Source organism: Streptomyces sp. NPDC041784 (genome assembly GCF_055591025.1).
On record NZ_JBVJAB010000003.1, the window covers coordinates 36,120 to 61,613 of the forward strand.

Annotated in this window: 17 protein-coding genes; 13 read left to right on the forward strand and 4 right to left on the reverse strand. The window is 71.6% G+C overall.

What is annotated here, in order from left to right; genetic code table 11:
• Nucleotides 1-316 precede the first annotated feature (316 nt).
• Nucleotides 317-4,402, forward strand: a complete 4,086-nt coding sequence (locus ACZ6D7_RS06945) for a molybdopterin-dependent oxidoreductase (RefSeq protein ID WP_469485971.1) — start codon at nucleotides 317-319, stop codon at nucleotides 4,400-4,402.
• Nucleotides 4,403-4,570: 168 nt separating this feature from the next.
• A complete protein-coding gene (locus ACZ6D7_RS06950; protein WP_469484661.1) occupies nucleotides 4,571-8,479 on the forward strand; it encodes a glycoside hydrolase family 2 TIM barrel-domain containing protein in 3,909 nt (1,302 codons plus the stop codon).
• Between the two features lie 30 nt (nucleotides 8,480-8,509).
• Here the strand turns inward: ACZ6D7_RS06950 and ACZ6D7_RS06955 are convergent, their stop codons facing one another.
• Nucleotides 8,510-8,824 (reverse strand): DUF6980 family protein, encoded by a 315-nt coding sequence (locus tag ACZ6D7_RS06955; RefSeq protein WP_469484664.1) that lies wholly within the window; start codon nucleotides 8,822-8,824, stop codon nucleotides 8,510-8,512.
• A gap of 85 nt (nucleotides 8,825-8,909) precedes the next feature.
• On the opposite strand from ACZ6D7_RS06955, the gene lpdA reads away from it, so the two are divergent.
• The 10 genes from lpdA to ACZ6D7_RS07005 all read left to right on the forward strand — a co-directional run bounded on the left by lpdA (nucleotide 8,910) and on the right by ACZ6D7_RS07005 (nucleotide 20,346).
• Nucleotides 8,910-10,322 carry a dihydrolipoyl dehydrogenase gene (gene lpdA, locus ACZ6D7_RS06960; RefSeq protein ID WP_469484666.1) on the forward strand — a complete coding sequence of 471 codons (1,413 nt, stop codon included), beginning with the start codon at nucleotides 8,910-8,912 and terminating at the stop codon, nucleotides 10,320-10,322.
• Nucleotides 10,323-10,434: 112 nt separating this feature from the next.
• On the forward strand, nucleotides 10,435-11,823 hold the full coding sequence (locus tag ACZ6D7_RS06965) for a hypothetical protein (protein WP_469484669.1): 1,389 nt from the start codon (nucleotides 10,435-10,437) through the stop codon (nucleotides 11,821-11,823).
• Nucleotides 11,820-12,329 (forward strand): DUF7144 family membrane protein, encoded by a 510-nt coding sequence (locus ACZ6D7_RS06970; protein ID WP_469484671.1) that lies wholly within the window; start codon nucleotides 11,820-11,822, stop codon nucleotides 12,327-12,329. The genes ACZ6D7_RS06965 and ACZ6D7_RS06970 overlap by 4 nt, the downstream gene beginning before the upstream one ends.
• A gap of 393 nt (nucleotides 12,330-12,722) precedes the next feature.
• On the forward strand, nucleotides 12,723-13,775 hold the full coding sequence (locus ACZ6D7_RS06975; RefSeq protein WP_469484674.1) for a beta-keto acid cleavage family enzyme: 1,053 nt from the start codon (nucleotides 12,723-12,725) through the stop codon (nucleotides 13,773-13,775).
• Nucleotides 13,776-13,978: 203 nt separating this feature from the next.
• The gene (locus tag ACZ6D7_RS06980) at nucleotides 13,979-14,953 is read left to right on the forward strand and encodes a quinone oxidoreductase family protein (protein WP_469484677.1); all 975 of its coding nucleotides are present in this window, start codon (nucleotides 13,979-13,981) and stop codon (nucleotides 14,951-14,953) included.
• 49 nt (nucleotides 14,954-15,002) lie between these two features.
• Nucleotides 15,003-15,917, forward strand: coding sequence for a TauD/TfdA dioxygenase family protein (locus tag ACZ6D7_RS06985; protein WP_469484680.1), 915 nt, complete (start codon nucleotides 15,003-15,005; stop codon nucleotides 15,915-15,917).
• 32 nt (nucleotides 15,918-15,949) lie between these two features.
• The gene (locus ACZ6D7_RS06990; protein ID WP_469484683.1) at nucleotides 15,950-17,314 is read left to right on the forward strand and encodes an MFS transporter; all 1,365 of its coding nucleotides are present in this window, start codon (nucleotides 15,950-15,952) and stop codon (nucleotides 17,312-17,314) included.
• Complete coding sequence (locus ACZ6D7_RS06995) at nucleotides 17,311-17,889, forward strand: RBBP9/YdeN family alpha/beta hydrolase (RefSeq protein WP_469484686.1); 579 nt, start codon at nucleotides 17,311-17,313, stop codon at nucleotides 17,887-17,889. The genes ACZ6D7_RS06990 and ACZ6D7_RS06995 overlap by 4 nt, the downstream gene beginning before the upstream one ends.
• Nucleotides 17,890-17,926: 37 nt before the next feature.
• The gene (locus ACZ6D7_RS07000; protein ID WP_469484689.1) at nucleotides 17,927-19,915 is read left to right on the forward strand and encodes an acetoacetate--CoA ligase; all 1,989 of its coding nucleotides are present in this window, start codon (nucleotides 17,927-17,929) and stop codon (nucleotides 19,913-19,915) included.
• Between the two features lie 101 nt (nucleotides 19,916-20,016).
• Nucleotides 20,017-20,346, forward strand: a complete 330-nt coding sequence (locus ACZ6D7_RS07005) for a hypothetical protein (protein WP_469484692.1) — start codon at nucleotides 20,017-20,019, stop codon at nucleotides 20,344-20,346.
• Here ACZ6D7_RS07005 and ACZ6D7_RS07010 read toward each other — a convergent pair.
• Genes ACZ6D7_RS07010 through ACZ6D7_RS07020 form a run of 3 tightly spaced genes read right to left on the reverse strand, consistent with a single transcriptional unit; the run spans nucleotide 20,333 to nucleotide 24,095 of the window.
• Nucleotides 20,333-21,433, reverse strand: coding sequence for a YeiH family protein (locus tag ACZ6D7_RS07010; RefSeq protein ID WP_469484695.1), 1,101 nt, complete (start codon nucleotides 21,431-21,433; stop codon nucleotides 20,333-20,335). The genes ACZ6D7_RS07005 and ACZ6D7_RS07010 overlap by 14 nt on opposite strands.
• Entirely contained in the window at nucleotides 21,433-22,965 is a 1,533-nt protein-coding gene (locus ACZ6D7_RS07015; RefSeq protein ID WP_469484698.1) for a long-chain-fatty-acid--CoA ligase, read from the reverse strand. Before ACZ6D7_RS07015 ends, ACZ6D7_RS07010 begins: the two co-directional genes overlap by 1 nt.
• Nucleotides 22,966-22,997: 32 nt before the next feature.
• Entirely contained in the window at nucleotides 22,998-24,095 is a 1,098-nt protein-coding gene (locus ACZ6D7_RS07020) for a TauD/TfdA family dioxygenase (protein WP_469484700.1), read from the reverse strand.
• A 308-nt stretch (nucleotides 24,096-24,403) separates the two neighbouring features.
• Here ACZ6D7_RS07020 and ACZ6D7_RS07025 point away from each other — a divergent pair, with 308 nt between their 5' ends.
• Nucleotides 24,404-25,468, forward strand: a complete 1,065-nt coding sequence (locus ACZ6D7_RS07025; RefSeq protein WP_469484703.1) for an AraC family transcriptional regulator — start codon at nucleotides 24,404-24,406, stop codon at nucleotides 25,466-25,468.
• The last annotated feature ends 26 nt before the right edge of the window (nucleotides 25,469-25,494 follow it).

Sequence of the window (25,494 nt, forward strand, 5' to 3'; positions counted from 1 at the left end):
CCGGGGAGCAGGCGCGGGGAGCGGCAGAGGGTCCCGCTCACACCCCTGAAGGGGGCCCGTTCACACCCCTGAGGGGTCCCGCTCACACCCCTGAGGGGTCCCGCTCACACCCGCCCGCCCCCTCCTGTGCGCCGGGCTTAACCCCTGGCGGCCCGTTCGGGAGACACCTGCGTAATGCACACTTCGTACCCTCACACTGGCTCTCACCAGGCCGATCGTCAGAACGAAGGGAGCGCCCGTGGCCGTGCCGGACCCGCGGACCGACAGCGCGACGAAGGTGCGCTCGGTCTGCTCGTACTGCGGTGTCGGCTGCGGCATGGTCCTCGACATCGGCCGCGGACCGGACGGACGCCGTACGGTCCTGAAGGCGACCGGGGACAAGGAGCACCCCGCGAACCACGGCCGACTCTGCACCAAGGGCGCCACCACCGCCGACATGCTCGCCGCCCCCGGCCGGCTGGCCACCGCCCTCGTGCGCGCGGACCGCGGCGAGGAACCGGAGCCCGCCCCCGTGGACGCGGCGGTCGCCGAGACGGCTTGGCGGCTGCGGGCGATCGTCGACGAGCACGGGCCCGACGCGGTCGCCCTCTACGTCTCCGGCCAGATGAGCCTGGAAGCGCAGTACCTCGCGAACAAACTCACCAAGGGCTATCTGCGCACCAACCAGATCGAGTCGAACTCCCGGCTCTGCATGGCGAGCGCCGGAACCGGTTACAAGCTGTCTCTGGGCGCCGACGGCCCGCCCGGTTCGTACGAGGACCTCGACAAGGCGGACGTCTTCTTCGTCATCGGCTCCAACATGGCCGACTGCCACCCGATCCTCTTCCTGCGGATGATGGAACGGGTGAAAGCGGGCGCGAAGCTGATCGTCGTCGACCCGCGGCGCACCGCCACGGCGGCCAAGGCCGACCTGTTCCTCCAGGTCAGGCCCGGTACCGACCTCGCCCTCCTGAACGGCCTGCTGCACCTCCTGCACGAGAACGGTCACACCGACCCCGAGTTCGTCGCCGCGTACACCGAGGGCTGGGAGGCGATGCCCGACCTCCTCGCCGACTACCCGCCGGCCACCGTCGCGGAGCTGACCGGCATCCCCGAGGCCGATCTGCGCGAGGCCGCCCGGCTGATCGGCGAGGCGGGGGAGTGGACCAGCTGCTGGACCATGGGCCTCAACCAGTCCACCCACGGCACCTGGAACACCAACGCCCTGATCAACCTGCACCTCGCGACGGGCAAGATCTGCCGCCCCGGCAGCGGCCCGTTCTCGCTCACCGGCCAGCCCAACGCCATGGGCGGGCGCGAGATGGGGTACATGGGCCCCGGCCTGCCCGGCCAGCGTTCCGTGCTCGTCGACGCCGACCGCGCCCTCACCGAGGAGGTGTGGGGACTTCAGCCCGGCACGATCCGGGCCGACGGCGTCGGCAAGGGCACCATCGAGATGTTCCGGAAGATGGCCGACGGCGAGATCAAGGCCTGCTGGATCATCTGCACCAACCCGGTCGCCTCCGTCGCCAACCGCAGGACCGTCATCGAGGGCCTGGAGGCCGCCGAGTTCGTCGTGGTCCAGGACGTCTTCGCCGACACCGAGACCAACGCGTACGCCGACGTCGTCCTGCCCGGCGCCCTGTGGACCGAGACCGAGGGCGTCCTGATCAACAGCGAGCGCAGTCTCACCCTGGCCCGCCCCGCCGCCGACCCGCCCGGCGAGGCCACCGCCGACTGGCGCCTGATCGCCGCCGTGGCCCGCGCGATGGGTTACGAGGACGGCTTCTCCTACGACTCCGCGGCGGAGATCTTCGAGGAGATCAAGCGCTTCCACAACCCGCAGACCGGCTACGACCTGCGCGGAGTCACCTACGACCGGCTCCGCGAGACCCCCGTCCAGTGGCCCGCCGCCACCGCCGAGGGCCCCGCCCGCAACCCCGTCCGGTACGTCGGCCCCGACGGTTCGCTCACCTTCGCCACCGCGTCGGGCCGCGCCGTCTTCCACGCCCGCCCGCACCTCGACCCCGCCGAGATGCCGGACGACGACTACCCGTTCGTCCTGAACACCGGCCGTCTCCAGCACCAGTGGCACACCCTGACCAAGACCGGCCGGGTCGCCAAGCTCAACAAGCTCGACCCCGGCCCGTTCGTCGAGATCCACCCCGAGGACGCGGCCGCGCTCGGCGTCGTTGACGGCGACTCGGTCGAGGTCGCCTCACGGCGCGGGCGCGCCGTGCTGCCCGCCGTGGTCACCGACCGGGTGCTGCCCGGCTCCTGCTTCGCGCCGTTCCACTGGAACGACCTGTTCGGCGAGTACCTCAGCGTCAACGCGGTGACCAGCGACGCCGTCGACCCGCTCTCCTTCCAGCCCGAGCTGAAGGTGTGCGCGGTGTCGCTGACGAAGGTGTCCACACCGGTGAGCGTGCAGGCCCCGGCGACCACGGCCCCGGCGACCGTGACACCGTCGTCGACCGTCACCTCGGCCCCCGCCCTCCTGCCCACCGCCGTCCTGCCCTCCGCCGCCTCCGTCTTCGGTCTGGAGCCCGCCCCGCCGCCGGTCCTCACCGAACGCGAGCGCCAGTACCTCGTCGGCTTCCTCGCGGGCATCCCGGCCGGCGCACCCGGCGTCCCCGTGCTGCCCCCGGACGCGCCCTTCAGTCCCGAGCACGCCCTGTGGGTCAACGGCACCCTCGCCGGCATGTACTCCCGCACGGCCCCCGTCGCCGCCGCGCCCGAGGAGGCCCCCCGCCGCAGCGTGGTGATCCTGTGGGCCTCGCAGACCGGCAACGCCGAGGAGTTCGCCGCCACCACCGCCGCACGGCTCGCCGCCGGCGGCCACGCGGCCTCCCTCGTCGCCATGGACGAGGCCGACCCCGCCACCCTGCCCTCCGGCGCCGACCTGCTCCTGATCACCAGCACTTTCGGCGACGGCGACGCCCCCGACAACGGCGCCGGCTTCTGGGACGGCCTCGCCGCCCTCGACACCGGCCGCCTCACCGGTCGCCGCTACGCCGTGCTGGCCTTCGGCGACTCCTCCTACAACGACTTCTGCGGGCACGGCCGACGCCTGGACGACCGTATGGACGAACTCGGCGCGGTCCGGCTGGCCCCGCGCACCGACTGCGAACCGGACTTCGAGCCGCAGGCCGAGGCCTGGCTGGACCAGGTGCTCACGGCGCTCAAGGAAGCGGCGGGGGTCGAGTCCGCGGCGCCCACGACGGTCACCGAGGCCGCCCCCGCCGCGGCACCGACCGCTGCCCCCGCCGCGACACCGACCGCTGCCCCCGCGCGCTCGAAGCGCCCCGCCCCCGTCGTCGCGCGCCTCACCGGTAACCGGTTGCTGAGCCTGGCCGGCTCCGGCAAGGAGGTCCGGCGCTTCACCTTCGACACCCGCGACAGCGACACCCCGCTGGTGTACGAGGCGGGCGACGCCCTCGGCGTACGGCCGCTCAACTCCCCGGCCCTGGTGGAGGAGTGGCTGACCGTCACCGGACTCGACGCGCACACGCCGGTGCGGATCGGCGGGACGGACGACCTGGCCCTCGGCGAGGCGCTGCTGCGCCACCTCGACATCACCCGGATCACCCCGGCCCTGCTGCGCTTCACCGCCGAGCGGACCCGCGACCCGCGCGAGCTGCGCAAGCTGCTGCGCCCGGACAACAAGGGGGAGCTGGCGAAGTGGTCCTGGGGCCGGCAGGCCGTGGACGTGGCCGCCGAGTTCGGGATCCGGGCCGGTGCCCAGGAGTGGGCCGAGGTGCTGGGCCGGCTCCAGCCCCGGCTGTACTCCATATCCTCCAGCCCGCTGACCGACCCGCACCTCGTCTCGCTCACCGTCTCCGTGGTGCGCTACGAGAACCTGGCCGGCCGCCCCCGCCACGGCGTCTGCTCGCCCTTCCTCGCGGACGCCGCGCCGGGCACCGAGGTCCCCGTGCACGTCCAGCGCGCCCCGCACTTCCGGCCGCCGGCCGACCCGGCCACACCCATGGTGATGGTCGGACCCGGCACGGGCGTGGCGCCCTTCGTCGGCTTCCTCGAGGAGCGCCGGGCCCGCGGCCACCGGGCACCCAACTGGCTGTTCTTCGGCGAGCAGCGCCGGGCGACGGACTTCTACTACGAGGAGGAACTGGCCGCCCTGACGGCCGACGGCACCCTCGCCCGCCTGGACACCGCGTTCTCCCGCGACCAGCGCGCCAAGGTCTACGTCCAGGACCGGATGCGCGAGCACGGCTCCCAGCTGTGGTCCTGGCTCCAGGACGGCGCCCACTTCTACGTCTGCGGCGACGCCTCCCGTATGGCCAAGGACGTCGACCAGGCCCTGCGCGAGGTCGCCGTCGTCCACGGCGGCCTCGGTGAGGGGGAGGCGGCGGCGTACGTCAAGCAGCTCGCCGCCGACAAGCGGTACGTGCGGGACGTGTACTGACGCCGGGGACGGGCGGCCACCGGGTGGGCCAAGTGGCGTTGCGCCGAAGAGAGTTGAAATCTGGCCATCACGGCGCGCCACTGTTCGGTTTATCAACACTATCCGACAAGATCTGACGCACCCTCCGTCCGTGCAGCCGCACGGTCCGCCCCGAGGAAGGTCGTGGTCATGTCGCACCCGCACGTGTCGTCCATGGACCGGCCGGACCGCCCCCAGCGGGTGGTCGTCAGCCGCCGTCGTCTCCTCGAAGGATCCGCCGCCGTCCTCGGCGCGCTCGCCCTGTCCGCCCCCGCCGGCGCCCACCGGGCCGCCGCGGCCGACACCACCCCCGAGTGGAACGGCCACATCGACGTCTTCCGCCTCGGCACCGAACCCGCGCACACCACCCTGATGCCGTACGGCACACTCGCCCAGGCCCTCGCCGCCGACCGCACCCGCTCGCCGTACCGGCTGAGCCTCGACGGCACCTGGAAGTTCGCCCACGCCGACCGTCCCGACGACCGCGACGCCGACTTCCACCGCACCGACGTCGACGACAGCGGCTGGGACACCATTCCCGTCCCCTCGGTCTGGCAGCTGCACGGGTACGACCGCCCGATCTACATCAACATCACCTATCCGTGGTGGGGCGCCAACGGCCTCGGCGAGGACGCGCAGCCGCCTGCCGCCCCCACCCGCTACAACCCCGTGGGCCAGTACCGCCGCACCTTCACCGTCCCGCGGGACTGGGCCGGGCGGCGGACGTTCCTGCACTTCGAAGGCGTCAAGTCCGCCCACTATGTATGGATCAACGGCCAGTTGGTCGGTTACCACGAGGATTCCTACGACCCGGCCGAGTACGACATCACCCCGCACCTGAAACCGGGCACCAACCAGATCGCCGTCGAGGTCTACCGCTACTCCGACGGCGACTGGCTCGAGGACCAGGACATGATCCGGCTGAGCGGCATCTTCCGCTCGGTCTACCTGTATTCCACCCCGGCCGTCCACCTGCGCGACTTCCGGCTGGACACCCCGCTGAGCGACGACTTCACGGCGGCGCGGCTGTCGGTCACCGCGAGCGTGCGGGACTACGGCGGACAGGGCGCCGGCCGCTACACCGTCGAGACCCAGCTGTACGACGCCGACGGGCACCCGGTGTGGCCCAGACCGCTCACCCAGGCCGTCGCCCTCGGAGCCGGCGGCGAAGAGACCGTCCAGGCCGCGAAAGAGGTTCCCGAGCCGCGGCTGTGGTCGGCCGAACACCCGAACCTCTACACCGCCGTGCTCCGGCTGCGCGACCCGGCCGGAAAGGTGATCGAAACCCTTTCCCACCGCGTCGGCCTGCGCACCTTCGAGCTGCGCGACGGCCTGATGCGCATCAACGGCAGACCGGTCTCCTTCCGCGGCACCAATCGGCACGAGATGCACCCGGTCCACGGCTCGGCCCTCACCCGCGCCGACATGGTGCAGGACATCGGGGTCATCAAGCGGCTGAACATCAACACCGTCCGCACCTCGCACTACCCCAACAACCCGCTGTGGCTCGAACTCGCCGACGAGTACGGCCTGTACCTCGTCGACGAGACCAACCTCGAGACCCACGGCATCCGCTCCGAGTACCCCGGCAACCACGCCGAGTGGACCACCGCGTGCCTGGCCCGCGCCCAGAACATGGTCCACCGCGACAAGAACCACGCCTCGGTCGTCATCTGGTCGCTCGGCAACGAGGCGGGCGGCGGCAGCACGTTCACCGCCATGTACGACTGGATCCGCTCCTACGACACCACCCGCGTCATCCAGTACGAGGGCGACGACCGCCCCGGCATCAGCGACATCCGCTCCGAGATGTACGACACCCCCTCCCGTGTCGAGGCCCGGGCGAAGGACACGAGCGACACCCGGCCGTACGTGATGATCGAGTACTCGCACGGCATGGGGAACTCCAACGGCAACTTCAAGAAGTACTGGGACCTCGTCCGCCGTCACGACGTGCTCCAGGGCGGCTGGATCTGGGACTTCGTCGACCAGGCGCTGAGCTGGCCCACCCCGGCCCGCACGGTCTTCACCGAGACCGGGCCCGGCGCGCTGACCGGCGAGATCATCGCCCCCGCCGGCACCTTCAGCCGGGACAAGGGTGTCTACGGCGGCACCGTCTTCGCCCGCGACGAACGCCTCGACCTCACCGGCTCCCTCACCCTGGAAGCCTGGATCACCCCCGGCACAACCGGCTACCACCAGCCGATCATCGCCAAGGGCGACACCCAGTACGCCCTCAAGCAGTCGGGCCGGAACCTGGAGTTCTTCATCCACGGCGGCGGCCAGTGGATCACCGCCACCTGGGCGCTCCCGGACGACTGGACCGGCCGCGAACACCAGGTCGCGGGCGTCTTCGACGCGGACGCGGGCACCCTCACCCTGTACGTCGACGGCGCGGTGCGGGCCACCCGCACCACCACCCGGCGCCCGAGCGTCAACACCGCGTCCCTCGCCCTCGCCACCGACGTCGACAACCCGACCCGCGAGTTCAGCGGCACCATCCGCCGGGCCCGCGTCCACGCCCGCGCCCTGACCGCCGCCGAACTGGCCTCCGACAGCCGGGGCCCCGACGACGACGGCGTACGGTTCTGGTTCGACGCCGCCACCGTCGGCGTCACCGAGAAGCAGCCCCGGCAGAAGACGTTCCTCGCCTACGGCGGCGACTGGGGCGACAACCCCAACGACGGCGCCTTCTCCGGCGACGGCATCGTCACCGCCGACCGCGGCGCCACCGGCAAGTCCGCCGAGGTCAAGCGGATCTACCAGGCCGTCGGCGCCGCACCGGCCACGGGCGACCGGCTCGCCCCCGGCGCGGCCGTCACCCTCACCAACGAGTACCTCTTCACCGGCCTGCGTGAGTTCGACGGACACTGGGAACTCGTCGGCGACGGAAAGGTGGTCCGGCGCGGCAGGCTGACCCGCGCCCAGCTGGACGTGGCACCGCTGTCGAGCAAGGACGTCACCGTGCCCTTCCGGCTGCCGGGCGACCCGGCGCCGGGCGCCGAGTACTTCCTCCGGCTGTCCTTCACCACCCGCGAGGCCACGAAGTGGGCCGCGGCCGGCTTCGAGGTGGCCAGGCAGCAGCTCGCCGTGGACGCCGGCGGCCCCGCCGTCACCCCCGTGTCACTGGACGCCGTCCCGGCGCTCGCCCACACGGACGCCGACGGGGCGGTCACCGTCACCGGCCGGGACTTCTCGGTCACCGTCGACAAGAAGACCGGTGTCATCACCTCGTACCGGGCCGGCGGCGCCGAGCTGATCTCCTCGGGACCGGTCCCGAACTTCTGGCGGGCCCCCACCGACAACGACCGGGGCAACGGCCAGCACACCCGCAACCAGACCTGGCGCGACGCGGGCGCCCGGCGCACGGTGACCGGCGTGAGCGTCCGCGCGCTGCGCGACCGGGCCGTCGAGATCGAGGTCGCCGGCACCCTGCCCACGACGACGGAATCGACGTACACCACCACCTACACCGTCTTCGGAAACGGTGAGATCAAGGTCGACAACACCCTGCACCCGGGCGCGGCCTCCCTGCCGTACATCCCGGAGGTCGGCACCCTGCTGTTCCTGCCCGCCCGCCTGGAGAACCTGCGTTACTACGGCCGCGGCCCCGAGGAGAACCACTGGGACCGCAACAACGCCACCGACGTCGGCCTGTACTCCGGGACCGTCACCGGGCAGTGGACCTCCTATCTGCGCCCGCAGGAGAACGGCAACAAGACGGACGTCCGCTGGATCGCCCTCACCGACCGCGACGGCACCGGCCTGCTCGTATCCGGCGAACCGCTCCTGGAGGTCAACGCCTCGCACTTCACGCCCGAGGACCTGTCCGTCGGGGCCCGCCACGACTACCAGCTCACCCCGCGCCCCGAGGTCGTACTGCGCGTCAACCACCGCCAGATGGGCGTCGGCGGCGACAACAGTTGGGGCGCGCACACCCACGACGAGTACAAGCTGTTCGCCGACCGCGACTACGCGTACACCTACCGGCTGCGGCCGCTGAAGGACGTCGACGAGGCGATGCGGGCCTCGCGCCGGCCGACGGCGACCACCGAGTGACCGTTTCCCCCGCCGCACGCCCGGGCACGGTCACCCCTCGGTGACCGTGCCCAGCCATCTCCCGTCCTCGAACTCCGCGGGAACCTCGTCCTCCCACGGGTCGATCCCGCGCGCCTGAAGCTCGTCGAACCAGCGGTCCCGCAGGGACTCGGGCAGGCGCCGCCCGCACCACGGGCAGAACTCGATCTCGATGGTCGCGGTGCCCCCGTCATGGACGATCAGCCCGTACTCCCGAAACCGCGGACTGAAGAGTACGAGCGCGTCCGGGCAGGCGAAGACGTCGGCGTGCGCCTCGCACCGCCCGTCCACCCGGCGGGCCATCTCCGCACAGCAGTGTTCGATCACTCGCGCATTCTCCCCGACGACGCGGAAGAATCGGACCGGCAGCACGCACCACCCGTCACGCACTCCACGGAAAAGGAAACCTCCCATGGTCGAGCAGGACGAACGCTTCGACGTCGTGGTCCTCGGCGCCGGCCCCGGCGGCTACGTCGCCGCGGTCCGCGCCGCCCAGCTGGGCAAACGCGTCGCGGTCGTCGAGGAGAAGTACTGGGGCGGGGTCTGTCTGAACGTGGGCTGCATTCCCACCAAGGCCCTGCTGCGCAACGCCGAGCTGGCGCACATCTTCACCCACGAGGCGAAGACCTTCGGCATCAAGGTGGACGGCCAGGTCACCTTCGACTACGGCGAGGCCTACCGCCGCAGCCGCAAGGTCGCCGACGGCCGCGTCAAGGGCGTCCACTACCTGATGAAGAAGAACAAGATCACCGAGTTCGACGGCCGCGGCACCTTCGTCGACGCGCACACCCTCCAGGTGGCCGACTACGACGGCAACACCCGCACCCTCGGCTTCGACCACTGCATCATCGCCACCGGCGCCACCCCCAAGTTGCTCCCCGGCACCAAGCGCAGCGCGCGCGTGGTGACCTACGAGGAGCAGATCCTCGCCGAGGACCTCCCGCAGTCGATCGTCATCGCGGGCGCCGGCGCGATCGGCATCGAGTTCGCCTACGTCCTGCACCACTACGGCGTGAAGGTCACCGTCGTCGAGTTCCTGGACCGCATGGCCCCGCTGGAGGACGCCGAGGTCTCCGCCGAACTCGCCCGCCAGTACCGCAAGCTGGGCATCGACGTGCTCACCTCCACCCGCGTGGACGCCATCGACGAGTCCGGCCCCCAGGTCCGCGTCACCGTCACACCCAAGGACGGCAGCCCGCAGATCCTGGAGGCCGACAAGGTCCTCCAGGCGATCGGCTTCGCCCCGAACGTCACCGGTTACGGCCTGGAGAACACCGGTGTCAGGGTCACCGACCGGGGCGCGATCGACGTGGACGGCCGCTGCCGTACCTCCGTCCCGCACATCTACGCCATCGGCGACGTCACCGCGAAGCTGATGCTCGCGCACGCCGCCGAGGCGATGGGCGTGATCGCCGCCGAGACCCTCGCCGACGCCGAGACCATGGAACTCGACTACGTGATGATCCCGCGCGCCACCTACTGCCAGCCCCAGATCGCCAGCTTCGGCTACACCGAGGCCCAGGCCCGCGACCTCGGCTACGACGTCAAGGTCGCGAAGTTCCCGTTCACCGCCAACGGCAAGTCCCACGGCCTCGGCGACACCACCGGTTTCGTCAAGCTCATCAGCGACGCGAAGTACGGCGAGCTGATCGGCGGGCACCTCATCGGTCCCGACGTCACCGAACTCCTTCCGGAGCTGACCCTGGCCCAGCAGTGGGACCTCACCGTCCACGAGGTCGCCCGCAACGTCCACGCCCACCCGACGCTGGGCGAGGCTGTCAAGGAGGCGGTCCACGGCCTGGCCGGCCACATGATCAACATGTGAGCCGGAGGCGGGGCCGCTCACCCGGACGGCCCCGCCGCGCTCGCCGTCCCCGGACGCCCGGGATGTCCTGGCAGCAGCCACCGGACCTGAGCGACGGACGAGGGAGCGCGCCATGCCGGACAGCGGTGCGCCCTCCGAGCCCGGGGGTGCCGCCGACCCACGGGAAGTGGCGCGGCTGCGCGCCCGGGTCGCCGTACTGGAGACGGAACTCCGCACGGCCCGCGCCACCGCCGCTGCCCCCGCCACCCCGTCCGCCCCGCCCGTCGAGGCGCTCCGCCCCGCCCGCCACCGCCTGCGCTCCCTGCTCGCGGTCGTCCTCGTCGTGCTGGGCTGTCTGCTCGCCCCGCTGGGCGTCGTAGCCGCCTGGAGCGCCGAACTCGTCGGGGACACCGACCGCTATGTCGACACGGTCCGCCCCCTGGCCTCCGACCCGGACATCCAGAACGCCGCCGCGGCCGGTGTCACCGACGCCGTCATGTCCCGCCTCGACCTCCCGGCCCTGCTCCAGAGCGTGGCCCCGACCCAGCGGCCGCTGGCGGAGAAGGCCCTGGGCGCGCTGGAGGAGCCGTTGCAGGACGCGGTGCGCAGCTTCGTCCACGACAAGGCCCGGGCGGTCGTCGCCTCCGCCGCCTTCGAGCGGATCTGGGCCGACGCCAACCGCCGTGTCCACGACACCCTGGACAAGGCCCTCACCGGCAGCGGGGACGGCGCGGTCAGGCTGGAGAAGGACAGCGTCACGCTCGATCTCGCGCCGGTCGTCGAGGAGGTCAAGAAGCGCCTCGCCGACGACGGCCTGACGGTCGCCCGCCGCATCCCCACCGTCCACACCGACTTCACGCTCGTCCGCTCCGACGACATCGGCAGGATTCGTACGTACGTCCGACTCTTGGAGTTGGCCGGGCTCTGGCTGCCGGTCGTGGCCGTGCTGCTGGTCGCGGCGGGCGTCCTGCTCGCCACCCACCGCCGCCGCGCCCTGATCGTCTCCGCCCTCTGCTTCGCCCTCGCCACCCTGCTGCTCGCCGTCGCCCTGAGCGTGTTCCGCGTCGTCTACCTGGACGCCCTCCCGGCCGGCCTCTCCCAGCCCGCCGCCGCGTCCGTGTACGACACGCTGACCCGCTTCCTGCGCACCAGCGTGCGGGTGGTGGTCGCCCTCGGCGTGGTGGTCGCCGTGGCCGCCTGGCTCACCGGGCCGGGCCGTCGGGCCGCCCTCGTCCGGCACCTGTGGCACGCGGGGATCGGCGCCGTCCGGACGACCGCCGACCGCGCGGGGCTGCGCACCGGCCCCGTCGGCCCGTTCGTCCGACGATTCCGTCCGTGGATCACCTGGATCCTGGTCGCGGCGGCCGTCCTGACCTATCTCCTGTGGCCCTACCCGACCGGCTGGGTGGTCATCGGCCTGGCGCTCGCCCTGCTCCTCGCCCTGAGCGTCGTCGACTTCCTGTCCGCCGAAAAACCCGCCGAAGCCCCCACCGGCGACCCCGGAGGGGAGGCCCCGGCATGAGCCGGCGCCCCACCCCGTCGGCCGGTGACCCGCACCGCAGGAACCCTCGGGGTGAGATCGGCACCGCCTGGTCCGTCCCGCCCGGCGGCCCGCGTCGCCCCGCGCCGCCCGCGCCCGCCGGCCGGGTCACCGGCGACGTCGCCTTCGCCGGTGTCCTGATGCTGTGCGGCGGTGTCCTCGCCGTCCTCCAGGGCATCCCGGCCCTCACCGAGGACGGCGGCTACACCCGCCCCGGCTCCTCCGTCTACGGCCTGAACCTCACCGCCTGGGGCTGGATCCACCTGGTCCTCGGCGTCCTCGCCACCGCGACGGGGGTGGGCCTCCTCAAGGACGCCGCCCGGGCCCGCCGGCCGGCCGTCCTCCTGGCGGCCCTCAGCCTGGTCGCGCAGTTCCTGTTCCTGCCGTACCAGCCCTTCTGGTCGATCACGGTGATGGCGATCGACGTCTTCGTGATCCGGGCGATGGTGGCAGGCCAGGAGGAGACGGGGCGCCCGACCGGACCCTGATCCAGGGCCCGGGAGCGGTGCGGGCCACCGCGGCCGGCGTCGCAAGCGAGTCCTTCCTCCACCCCGGCCCACGAGCGCAACCCCCGTGCACCCGCGACTCCAAACAGGGCGCTGTCCCCAAATGGCAAGTCGCTCGTCTCCGTGGGTCAAGCGGTCCCGGCCCGTCGCCTCTACCGTGGCAGCACCGCAGAGACGCGGTCGGCCGCCGGAGGGGGCATGCCACTCCCCTTGGTGCACACCCCCTTCGGGCCGGTCGGCCGTAGACCAGGTCGCCACGTGCCCGCGTCCTCGGTCCCCGCTTCGATCCTCGCCCCGCATCCCCCGTCCTCGCGCCGCGCCGCATGCGCGGACGCGCCCGGCGAGTGATCACCGATACGACGAAGGAGACGCACCGTGCACTTCCACGACGACTCACTTTTCCCCGAGAACCAGGAAAAGCTGGTGATCCAGGCCGCTCCCTACGGGCCGGAGTGGCTGCCCGGTGACGCCGACGACCTTCCCCTCACGATGGACGAGCACGTGCAGGCGGCGGTCGACTGCTACAACGCCGGCGCCACCGTGCTGCACATCCACGTGCGCGAGCTCGACGGCAAGGGTTCCAAGCGGATGTCCATGTTCAACGAGCTGCTGGGCCGGCTGCGCGAGGCCGTGCCGGACATGGTCCTGCAGATCGGCGGGTCGATCTCGTTCGCCCCCGAGGACGAGGGCAGTGAGGCGAAGTGGCTCAGCTACGACACCCGTCACCTGCTGGCCGACCTCACCCCCGCGCCGGACCAGGTGACGATCGCGATCAACACCAGCCAGATGAACATCGTCGAGATCATGAACGACGACGACCTCGAAGGCACCTCGATCGCGAAGCCGGAGTACTACAAGGCCTACCGCGACATGGTCGTCGAGGCGGGCCCCGACTTCTACCTGGAGCACCTCGAGCGCCTGCGCGCCAAGGGCATCCAGCCGCACTTCCAGCTGGCCACGCTGGCCCAGCTGGAGACCGTGGAGCGGCTGATCCGGTCCGGTGTCCACACCGGTCCCCTGATCCTCAACTACGTGGCCATCGGCGGCGGCTTCGCGGGCCGGCACCCGGCCGACCTGATCGAGTTCGTCCGCCGCACGCCGGACGGTGCGGTCCTCACCATCGAGAGCTCGATGCGTGCCGTGGCGCCGATGAACGCGATCGGTATCGCGCTCGGCGTGCATGTGCGCGTGGGCAACGAGGACAACCTGTGGCGCCGCAAGGGTGAGCGCATGACCACCGTCGAGCAGGTCGAGCAGATGGTCCAGATCTCCGAGGCGCTCGGCCGTGACATCGCGACCGGTGCCGAGGCCAAGAAGATCTACCAGCTCGGCGAGTACTACGCGGACGCCGACGAGACCCTGGCCCGGCTCGGCATGGTGCCGAACCGCCGTCCCGGTCAGCGCGGATTCATGCTGCGCGACGTCTGATCGCGGCGCCGGACCCACCGCGCCGCAGCCGGCGTGCGCGGTTCCGCTCGGCCGCCGCAGCCGCCCCGCTCACGGCTTTGGCGACCGAGATCCGGGGGCCGCCGGAGCATTCCCCTGACTCCGGCGGCCCTCCTCCTCTCACCCCACTGCCCCGCGGCCGCTCCTGTGCGAGACGTGCCCGCGACGAACAACGGAGCACGACCGTGGCCCACGCCATTCGCTTCAAGGAGACCGGCGGACCCGACGTCCTGCGCTGGGAAGAGGTCGTCGTCGGCGACCCCGGCCCGGGCGAGGTGCGCATCCGGCACGAAGCAGTCGGACTCAACTTCGCCGACACCTACTTCCGCACCGGTCTCTATCCGGCGCCGCTGCCCGCCGGACTGGGCGTCGAGGCCGCCGGCGTGGTCGAGGCCGTGGGCGAGGGAGTGACCCACGTGACCGAGGGCGACCGGGTGACGTACACCGGGAGCCCGCTCGGCGCGTACAGCACGGAACGGGTCATGCCGGCCGGCTCCCTGATCAGGCTGCCGGACGCGATCGGCTTCGAGACCGCCGCGGCGATGACCATGCGCGGTCTCACCTCCGCGTACCTGCTCCGCAGGATCCACCCGCTGAAGGCCGGCGACACGATTCTGCTCACCGCGGCGGCGGGTGGCGTGGGCCTCATCGTCTGCCAGTGGGCCAAGCTGCTGGGGCTCACCGTGATCGGCACCGTCTCCACCGAGGAGAAGGCCGAACTGGCCCGCGCCCACGGCTGCGACCACGTCATTCACTACCGGCGCGAGAACGTCGCCGAGCGTGTGCGCGAACTGACCGGCGGGGAAGGCGTACCCGTCGTCTTCGACAGTGTCGGCGAGTCGACGTTCGCCGGCTCCCTCGCATCGCTGCGCCGGCGCGGCCTGCTGGTGTGCTTCGGTACGGCCTCCGGTCCGGTGCCGCCCATCGACGCCATGCAACTGGCCGTCAACGGCTCGCTGTTCGTGACCCGGCCCGCGCTGGCCGACTACATCGCGGACCCCGCGGAGCGGGCCGAGCTGGCGGGCGAGCTCTTCGACCACGTCGCCTCCGGGCGCATCGCCATCGAGGTCAACCAGCACTTCGCGCTCGAGGACGCCGCCCAGGCGCACCGCGAGCTGGAGGCGGGCCAGACCACGGGATCGTCCGTCTTCGTCCTCTGAGCACGCGGCCGGCCGCGTGCCTCACGCACCCTCTCCAGGAGGAAGCACCATGGAAAAGACCCTCACCCAGTTGGAGGGCGCACCCGCACTGGTGCGCGCCCACTCCCGCGGCTCGGTCAAGGCCGAACCACTGACCTGCACCATCGGCGCCGAGCTCTTCGGCGTGAACCTCGGCGACGCCTCGCGCGACGACGATCTGTTCGCCGAGATCAAGGCCCTGCTCCTGCGGCACAAGGTCCTGTTCCTGCGCGACCAGGACATCACGCGCGCCGAGCACATCGCGTTCGCCGAGCGGTTCGGCCCGCTGGAGGACCATCCGGTGGCCGGCAGCGACCCGGAGCACCCCGGCCTGGTCCGTATCTACAAGGACCTCGACAGCCCGGCAGAGCACTACGAGAACGCCCTGCACACCGACGGAACCTGGCGGGAAGCACCCGCCATGGGAGCCGTGCTGCGCTGCGTGGAGTCGCCCCCGGTCGGAGGGGACACCATCTGGATCAACATGGTGGAGGCCTACCGCCGGCTGCCGGAGCACATCAAGACCCAGATCCAGGGCCTGCGGGCCCGGCACAGCATCGAGGCGAGCTTCGGTGCGGTCATGCCGCAGGAGAAGCGCCGCGAGCTGAAGGCCCGTTTCCCCGACGCGGAGCACCCGGTGGTGCGCACCCACCCCGAGACCGGCGAGCAGATCCTCTTCGTCAACAGCTTCGCCACACACTTCGTCAACTTCCACACGCCCGAGAACGTGCGCTTCGGGCAGGACTACGCCCCCGGGGCCGGCCTCCTGCTGAACTACCTGCTCAGCCAGGCGGCGATCCCCGAGTACCAGGTGCGCTGGCGCTGGCAGCCGAACAGCGTGGCCATCTGGGACAACCGCTCCACCCAGCACTACGCCGTCCAGGACTACTGGCCCGCCGTCCGCAAGATGGAGCGCGCCGGGATCGTGGGCGACAGACCGTTCTGACCTGTCCTTCAGAAGCGCGTGAGGTGATGACAATGGGGTTTCACACCACTGCGGAGTCCGTCCCGGAGACGGAGACGACGTCTCCGTCCGGATGGCCGGTTTCCCGCCGCTATGCCTGGATCGTTTTCGCCCTGAGTTTCGGGCTGCTGCTGTCCGACTACATGTCGCGGCAGGTGCTCAACGCCGTCTTCCCGATGCTGAAGGCCGAATGGCTGCTCTCCGACGCCAGGCTGGGCTCGCTCAGCGGTGTCGTGGCACTGATGGTCGGCCTGCTCACCTTTCCCATGTCGCTCATGGCGGACCGCTGGGGCAGGGTGAAGAGCCTGCTGCTCGCCGCCACGATGTGGAGCCTGGCGACCCTGGGGTGCGCCGTGTCCGCGAGCTACGGGGAGATGTTCGTCGGCCGGCTCTTCGTCGGCATCGGGGAGGCGGCCTACGGGAGCGTCGGGATCGCCGTGGTGCTGAGCGTCTTCCCGACCACGCTGAGGGCCTCGCTCTCCGGTGCCTTCATCGCCGGCGGCGCCTTCGGCTCGGTCCTGGGCGTGTCGATCGGCGGCGCCGTGGCCCAGCAGTTCGGCTGGCGCTGGGCGTTCGGCGTGATGGGCGTCTTCGGGCTGGTGCTCGCCGCCGTCTACGGCGTCGTCGTCACGGAGAAGAGACTGCGCCCCCGGGCGGCCGCGGCCCCGGACGCCGGCGAGGACGGGGCCGCCGCCCCGCGCGAGCACCTCCGCGCCCTGCTGCCACGGCTGTTCTCCTCCGTCTCGGTGATCAGCGCGTACGTCGGCAGCGGACTCCAGCTGTTCATCGCGGGCACCCTGATCGCCTGGCTGCCCAGCTACTTCAGCCGCTACTACGACCTGCCCACCGCGAAGGCCGGTGCGGCCGCCGGGGTCTTCGCTCTGATCATCGGCATAGGGATGATCGCCGGCGGGATCGCCTCGGACCGGATCAGCAAGGTGCTCCCGATCCGGAAGTGGGCCGTCGCCATCACCTGCAGCCTCGGCGCGCTCGTCCTGCTGGTGACCGCCTTCCGGCTGCCCGTCGGCCCCCTTCAGATCGCGGCGCTGGCGGCGGGAGCCCTGCTGTCGGCCGGCACGGCCGGTCCCGCCGCCGCCATGGTGGCGAACCTGACTCCCGTGACCATCTCCGCGACCGCGTTCGCCACCCTCACCCTGGCCAACAGCCTGCTCGGCCTGGCGCCCGGCCCCGCGGTCACGGGCATGCTCGCGGACCGGATGGGCCTGCTCGGCGCGCTGCGGCTGGTCCCGCTCATCGCGATCGCCGCCACCGCGGCCTTCCTGATCGGCCGCCACTACTACGAGCGCGACCTGCGCCGCATCACACAGAACCACCTGCCGGCCGAGCCGGAGGCGAAGGAATCGGAGCTGCCCTCATGAACGGCACCACCGAATCGACGGTCGTGATCGTCCCCGGCCTGCGCGACCATGTCGAGGAGCATTGGCAGACGCTGCTCGCCGGCCGGCTGGCCGAGGCCGGCCGCACGGTCCGCACGGTGCCCCCGCTGACGCGGGACGGGCTCAGCCGCCAGGCCCGCGTCGCCGCCCTGGACAAGGTGATGTCCCAGATCACGGGGCCCGTCGTGCTGGTCGCCCACAGCGCCGGTGTGATCACCACCGTGCACTGGTCCCAGGAGCACAAGGCCGACGTCCGGGGCGCGCTCCTGGCCACCCCGCCCGACTTCGAGACTCCGCTGCCGGAGGGCTATCCCGCGCCCGAGGTACTCGAGGAGAACGGCTGGACACCGGTGCCCCGGGCGCCGCTGCCCTTCCCGAGCATCGTCGCGGCGAGCTCCGACGACCCCCTGGGCAGCGTCGAGCGCGTCCGCGAGCTGGCCGGGCACTGGGGCAGCCGGTTCGAGGAGCTGGGAGCGGTCGGCCACCTCAACCCCGTATCCGGCCACGGTCCCTGGCCGCAGGCGGAGGAACTGCTCCGCCGCCTCGACATCGGCTGAACCCCCGATCCGACCCGCAGCCCCCGGAAAGGCAACGATGAACACCGACCCCGACCTGCTGTGGTCTCCCGGCCGCCGCGAGACCGAGGACTCCGCCGTCGCGTCCTTCATACGGTGGCTCGGTACCGACCGGGGGCTGCGCTTCGACGACTACGCGGAACTCTGGCGGTGGAGCTCCACCGACCTGCCCGGCTTCTGGTCCGCGGTGTGGGAGTTCTACGGCCTGGACGCCGTCACCACCTACGACGAGGTGCTGGCGGACTCGTCCATGCCGGGCGCCACCTGGTTTCCCGGGGCCCGGCTGAACTTCGCCGAACGGTGCCTCGCGCAGGCCACCGACGCCCGCCCGGCGCTGGTCTGCGTGGCCGAGGGCGGCACGCCCGTGGACACCTCCTGGGCGGAACTGCGCCACCAGGTCGCCGACGTCGCCGCGGCGCTGCGCCGGATGGGCGTCGGCCCCGGCGACTGCGTGGCCGGCCACCTTCCCAACCTTCCGCAGACCGTCGTCGCCCTGCTGGCCACGGCCGCCGTCGGCGCGGTGTGGACGGCCTGCTCCCCGGACTTCGGCACCCCCAGCGTCCTGGCCCGACTGCGGCAGGCGCGACCCGTCGTCCTCGTGGCCGCGGACGGCTACCGCTACGGCGGCAAGGAGTACGACAGACGCACGGCCGTCGCCGAACTCGTGGACGGGCTGCCCACCGTCCGGCACGTCCTCGCGGTCGACCGGCTCTTCCCCGCGCCCGACGAGCCGTGGTCGCGGCGGGCAGGGGTCGCACAGCACTCCTGGTCCGCGCTGCCGGCCGCCGACGGGCCGCTGGAATTCGCCGACGTGCCCTTCGACCACCCGCTGTGGATCCTGTGGTCCTCGGGGACCACCGGTGTGCCCAAGGGGATCGTGCAGGGCCACGGCGGCATCGTGGTGGAACTGCTCAAGGCCCTCGGCCTCGGCGCCGACCTGCGGGCCGAGGACCGCTATCTCTTCCTCACGTCCACGAGCTGGATGGTCTGGAACTTCCTGGTCGGCGGACTGCTGCACGGCAGCACGATCGTCCTCTACGACGGCAGTCCCACCTTCCCCGACGTCAACGGCGCCTGGCGCGTCGCCGAACAGACCGGCGCGACGATGGTCGGTGTGGGTGCGGCCTACCTCGCCGCCGTGGAGAAGTCCGGGACGCATCCGGCGGCCGAACTGGATCTCGGCGCTCTGCGCTCCATCCTCCAGACCGGGTCGTCGCTGCCCGACAGCACCTGGCGGTGGGTCCACGACCGGCTCGCGCCGGACGCCTGGCTCCAGTCGATCTGCGGCGGGACCGACATCTGTTCCGTCCTCGCGGGAGGCTCCCCACTGCTGCCCGTCCGGGTGGGCCGCATCCCCTGCCCCTCGCTCGGTGTCGCGCTGGCCGCCTGGGACCCCTCCGGGCAGCCGCTGGCCGGCGAACAGGGCGAGCTCGTGGTGACCGCGCCCCTGCCGTCCATGCCCCTCCACTTCGTCGACGACCCCGACGGGGCCCGCTACCGGGCCAGCTATTTCGACACCTACCCGGGCGTCTGGCGGCACGGCGACTGGGTCACCGTCCATCCCGACCTGTCGGTCGTCGTGTCCGGCCGCTCGGACTCCACGCTCAACCGCATGGGCGTACGGATGGGCTCCGCCGACCTCTACGCGGTCGTCGAACAGCTTCCCGAGGTCGCCGACAGCCTCGTCGTCGGCGTGGAACGCCCGGACGGCGGCTACTTCATGCCCCTGTTCGTCGTGACCGCCGAGGGCACCGCTCTCGACGACGGGCTGCGTGAGCGGATCGCCGCGGCCGTCAGGCGCCGGCTGTCGCCACGCCATGTGCCCGACGCCATCGTGCCGATCGCCGCCGTGCCCCGCACCCTGACCGGGAAGAAGCTGGAGGTGCCCGTCAAACGCATCCTTCAGGGCGCCCGCGTCGCCGACGTCAGCAGCGAAGGCGCCGTCACCCATCCCGAGATGCTGGCCTGGTTCGCCGACTACGCGGGCCGCTCGATGCCGGGCGGGTGAGCGGGCCCCGAAGTCCCGCGAACCCCGCCGAACCGGCCACGGCCGGGCGCAGCCGAAGCCGCAGGTGTGTCTCCAGTGGACCGCACCTGCGGCTTCTGGCTGTGTCCCGCCGCGGCCGGTTCGGCACCGGAACGCCCCCCTTCGAGGAGGGAGTTGCCGAGGCTGAGGACGCCCAGGCCCGGAAACCCACACCCGGGAAGGCCACGCTCGGGAAGGCCACGCTCGGGAAGGCCACGCTCGGGAAAGCCACGCTCGGGAAGGCCACGCTCGGGAAAGCCACGCTCGGGAAGGCCACGCTCGACGGGACCCCGATGCCGTACACGGAGAGAGACCCGCCAGGAAACACCTGCGGGAGGAGCACCCGGCGCGGTACGCCGGGTGCTCCTCCCACGGAATGGCTGCGCCCCTACGCCTTCTTCACAGGCACCTGACGCCGTACTGAAGGGCGAGGCTGGAGACGGAGACCACCACCCACAGGCAGGCCCCCAGCAGCAGCGGGCGAGGGCCGGTACGGCGCAGGGCCGAGAGGTCGGTGGACAGGCCGACCGCGCAGAGCGCGACGGTGACGAGGAGCACCGAGACCTCCTTGAGGCCGGGATGGGCCGCCGCCGGGATGAGGCCGGCGCTGTTGGCCGCGGCCGCCAGCAGGAAGGCCACGAGGAACCAGGGCACCAGCCCGGCCGGCCGCACCTTGGGTGAGGAGGCGGCCCGGCCGGCGGCGCGGGCGCGGCGCCCGGCCAGGATCGCCAGCCCCAGACAGATCGGGATGATCATCAGCGTGCGGGTGAGTTTGACCACGACGGCGTTGTCAGCCGCCGCGGGCCCGTAGGCGGAGGCGACGGCGACCACGGACGACATGTCGTTGACCGCGGTTCCGGCGAAGAGGCCGAAGGCATCGGGACCCATCCCGAGCAGATGGCCGATCACGGGGAAGGCGATCACCGCGGCGATGTTGAACAGGAAGATCGTCGAGATGGCGTAGGCGACTTCCACGCTCGCGGCGCCGATGACCGGTGTGACCGCGGCGATCGCCGACGCCCCGCAGATTCCGGTGCCGGCTCCGATCAGGGTCCGCAGGTCGCCGCCGATGCCGAGGCGGCGACCGATGAACCAGGCGGCGGTCAGGCAGGCGGCCAACGAGCCGATCATGATCGGCAGTGAGCTTCCGCCCACCCGGAGCACCTGGGTGAGCGACAGCTGGGCGCCGAGGAGGGCCACTCCGGCCTGCAGCACGGGCTTGTTGGCGACGCTGATCCCCGGACGCAGCCGTGGGCCCGGCTTGCACACGGCGGCGACGAGTACGCCGATGACCACGCCGCTCACCGGACCGCCGAGGACCGGGAGCAGTCTGCCCACTCCCGTGGCGGCCACGGCGACGACCAGGGTGAGGGCGAGCCCGGGTATCCGGGAGCCGGGCGCGGGCCGGGTGCCGGCCGCCGAGGGGGTCCGAGCACCCTCGGTGGACCGGGGCGTGGTGTCCGGGACGGACCGAGGGTGATGAGCGGCCGCTTCGTTCATCACGAGACCGGCTCTTGGCCGCCGGAGTCCCGCGTGCCCGTCCGCTCCACGACGACGATCTCGCGCTTGAGGATCTTGCCGGTCGCACCCTTGGGGAGCGCGTCCGTGAACGTGACGATCCGCGGGTACTTGTAGGCGGCCACCCGCTCCTTGACGAATCGCAGGATCTCGCCGGCCGTGGTGTCCTCGCCGTCCCGGAGGGCCACGACGGCCGCGATCTCCTCCCCGTGGACGTCGTGCGGCACACCGACCACGGCGGCCTCGGCGACGGCCGGGTGCTCGTAGAGGACCTCCTCGATCTCGCGCGGATAGACGTTGTAGCCACCGCGGATGATGAGGTCCTTCTTGCGGTCGACGATGAAGTAGTAGCCGTCCTCGTCGACGCGGGCGAGGTCGCCGCTGTGGAACCATCCGCCGCGGACGGCCTCCGCGGTCGCCTCCGGACGGTTGCGGTAGCCCTTCATCACGTTCTCGCCGCGGATCGCGATCTCACCCACATCGCCCGGGGCCACCGTGGAGCCGTCGTCCCCGACGAGCTTGACCTCGACCCCGCGGACGGGCAGACCGATGGAGCCGGCCTTGCGGGGCCGGTCCGGGGGGTTGAACACGGCGACCGGCGAAGTCTCCGAGAGCCCGTATCCCTCCAGCACCGTGACGCCGAATGCCCGTTCGAAGCCGTGCAGCACCTCGACCGGCAGGGAGGCGCCACCGGAAACGGCGAGGCGCAGCCGGGAGAGGTCGTGGCCGTCGGGGACACCGGCGTGGAGCAGGGCCGTGTACATGGTGGGAACGCCGAGGAAGACCGTGACCCCGTCCCGCCGCATGATCCGCAGGGCGGTGGCCGGCTCGAACCGCGGCAGCAGGGTCAGGGTGGCTCCCGCGACGACGGCCGCGTTGAGGGCACACGTCTGCCCGAAGGCGTGGAACAGCGGAAGGCCACCGAAGAGCACGTCGTCCGGCCCGATCCGGATCAGCGTCCGCACCGTCGTGACCGAGTTGGTCATCAGGTTGTGGTGGGTCAGCTCGGCGCCCTTCGGGGTCCCCGTCGTTCCCGAGGTGTAGAGGATCACGGCGGTGTCGTCCCGCGCCCGGTCGACGACCTCGGCCGTCGGCTCGGCCGCCCGCATCAGGGTGTCGAACGCCTCGGGGTCCGTGACCAGGCATTCCGCCCCGACCTCGGCCGCGGCCTTCAGCACCTCCTCGGCGAACAGCGGGAACGTCAGCACGAGCCGGGCCCCGGAGTCCCGGAGGGTGAAGGCCACTTCGCGCGCCTTCAGCAGCGGGTTCATCGGTACCACGACGGCTCCGGACCGGAGGATGCCGTAGTACGCGACCGGGAAGAGGGTGACGTTGGGCATGACCAGTGCGACGCGATCGCCCGGCCGTACGCCCCTGTCCCGCAACAGCGTGGCGACCCGGGCGCTCGCGTCGTCCAGCTGGGCGTAGGTGAGGACGGTCTCGTCCTGGCGTACGGCGACGCGGTCGCCGCCGGCCCGGGCCGATTCCACCAGGGCTGCCGCGAGGTTGTTCATTCGTTGTCCGTTTCGGTCTGGGCCGGAGGCGATCAGCAGGGGCAGCAGGAGCCGTCGGTGTCGACGGAGCCAGGTGTCGCGATCACGTCTCGGGGGGTGACCCCGCCGCGACCGGATCCGTCCGCGGCGGCGGGCATGTCCCCCCAGAAAACCGGTGGAAGGTCGCGTCCTTGACGCAGGGTCAGCCACAGCCGCAGCACATGGCGCTTCAGCTCGGGCTCGGCGAAGTCCTCGTACTCCGTGCGGGAGTGCAGAACCGCGTAGTTGTTGACCAGCAGGAGATCGCCGGCCTCGAAGGGGACGTCCAGCCGGAATTCCGGGGAACCCGCCAGCCGGTCGACGAGGTCGAACAGCTCGACGTCGGCCGGCTCCAGGCGGGGGACGTCGGGAAAGCGCTGCGCGGACTCGAGGTAGCGGCGGTGGTAGCGGATGCTGAGCTTTTCCCCGTGCCAGGCGGCGAGCGGGGCCGCGTGGCAGGGGCGCTCGCCGGGAGCGTGATCCTCCCGGCGGTCGATGAAGTGCGTGCGGTACAGACGCTCGACGAGGTCCGGGCGCCGCGCCAGCACCGCGTTGTAGACGGCCGCGGAGCTGACGAGGGAGGTGCGCGCGCCGGCACGAGCCGCTCGCAGGCACAACAGCCCGAGGACGTCGGACCCGTCCGTATGGAACGGCAGCTCCGCCCGCGTCTGATACCCGCGCGTCGAGGGGTCGGCCAGGGTACGGCCGGTGTCCCGGGCATGGCCGAGCATGTGGCCCGCCGCGTTCTGCGACACCGGGACACCCAGGTGCTGACCCAGCCCCCAGAACACGGTGCTCGCCGCCGCCGGGCCGTACCGCTCGACCGGGACGCCTGTGACGAGGACGAACCCGCGGCCGTTCTCCAGCACGTCGGCGATGCGTGCCAGCTCGCCGGCCAGCGTCGGCAACGGGAAGTCGTCCGCCCTCACCTTCAACAGCGGAACCCCCCGCTCACGCACCGCGCGCAGGGCGGCCCCGAGTTCGTCGATCTGCGCCGGTGACAGCCGCAGGACCCGGTCCTCGGAGTCCGCCAGGTCCGGACCCCTCCACACGGCCGGTCCCGTGCAGGGCCGGCGCAAGACGTCGATCACGTTCGGGTGAACCGCGGGCACGCCTCTTCTCCCTTCTTCGCGGAGAATCCCACGGATCTTCGCGAAAAATCCCACGCATTTCAGCACAGGAATGTCCGCCCGGAGGTCGTTCATCCGTCAGGAATTCCGTACCGCTTTCCAGGGCTGGTCAACAGATGAATGATTTGCCATGGTGTTCCCCGTCGGGATTTCCGATCGGCCGGGACGCCGAATACCGGGACGGTGAACTCCATCGCGAGTGGTGCAACGCTAGGCCACCACGTGACGCAACGCTTGACTTGACGTGACATCTGACTTATCAATCAGGGACAGAGTTCTGGAGTGCGCCCATGAAGCCCCTCGTCCGCAACGCCACCCTGAGCAACTACGTCGAGCTGAGCCAGTCGCTCGGCATCGACCCCCGGGCTCTGATGAAGCGCGTGGGCCTGGACCCCGCCGGCCTCGCGGTCCAGGACCGGTGGATCTCCGGCGAGGCCGTGATCCAGCTGCTCGAACTCTCGGCCGCGGCCTCGCACCGCGAGGACTTCGGCCTGCTCCTCGCCGAGCGGCGCCGCTTCTCCACGCTCGGCCCCATCAGCCTGGTCCTGCGCGAGGAGCCCGATGTCCGCAGCGCGGTCGAGCTGCTCGTCCGCCATGAACACATGTACAACGAGATGCTCCACAGCCGGCTGTCCGAGGCGAACGGTCTGGCCACCCTCAAGGTGAACCTGGAGCTGGCGGAGGCGATGGCGGCCCGTCAGGCCACGGAGCTGGCCATCGGTGCCTTCCACCAGGTCCTCCGTACCTTCCTCGGCGCCCGCTGGCAGGCGCTGTCCGTGTGTTTCACACACAGCGCTCCGGTGGATCCCGCGACCCACCGGCGTATCTTCGGCCCCGTGGTGGAATTCGACAGCGAATTCAACGGGATCGTCTTCTACGGCAGCGATCTCAACATCCCCAACCCCATGTCGGACCCCCTGCTGAGGACCTACGCACGGCAGTTCTTCGAATCGATCGCGGTATCGAGGGACACGACCGTGCTGGACCGCGTGCGCGACCTGATCGAAGTGTTGCTGCCGACCGGACGGTGTTCCATCGAGCAGGTCGCGGGCAGTCTCGGCGTCGACCGGCGGACCGTGCACCGGCACCTGGCGGCGTCGGGCGAGACGTTCTCCTCCGTCCTCAACGCGACGCGCGCCCAGCTGGCGGAGCAGCTCGTGACGAATCCGCGCCGCTCGCTGACGGACATCTCCGGCCTGCTGGGGTTCTCGGCACCGAGCGCCTTCTCGCGCTGGTTCCGCGAGCAGTTCGGGTGCAGCGCGAGGGAGTGGCGTGCCCGCGGGGCCGGGCGGCAGACCGTCGGTGAGGAACGACCGGCGGCCGTCGGGCGCCGCCGTACCGCCGGCCGGGCCTGAGGCCGGACCGCGGCACCGGCGGCGAC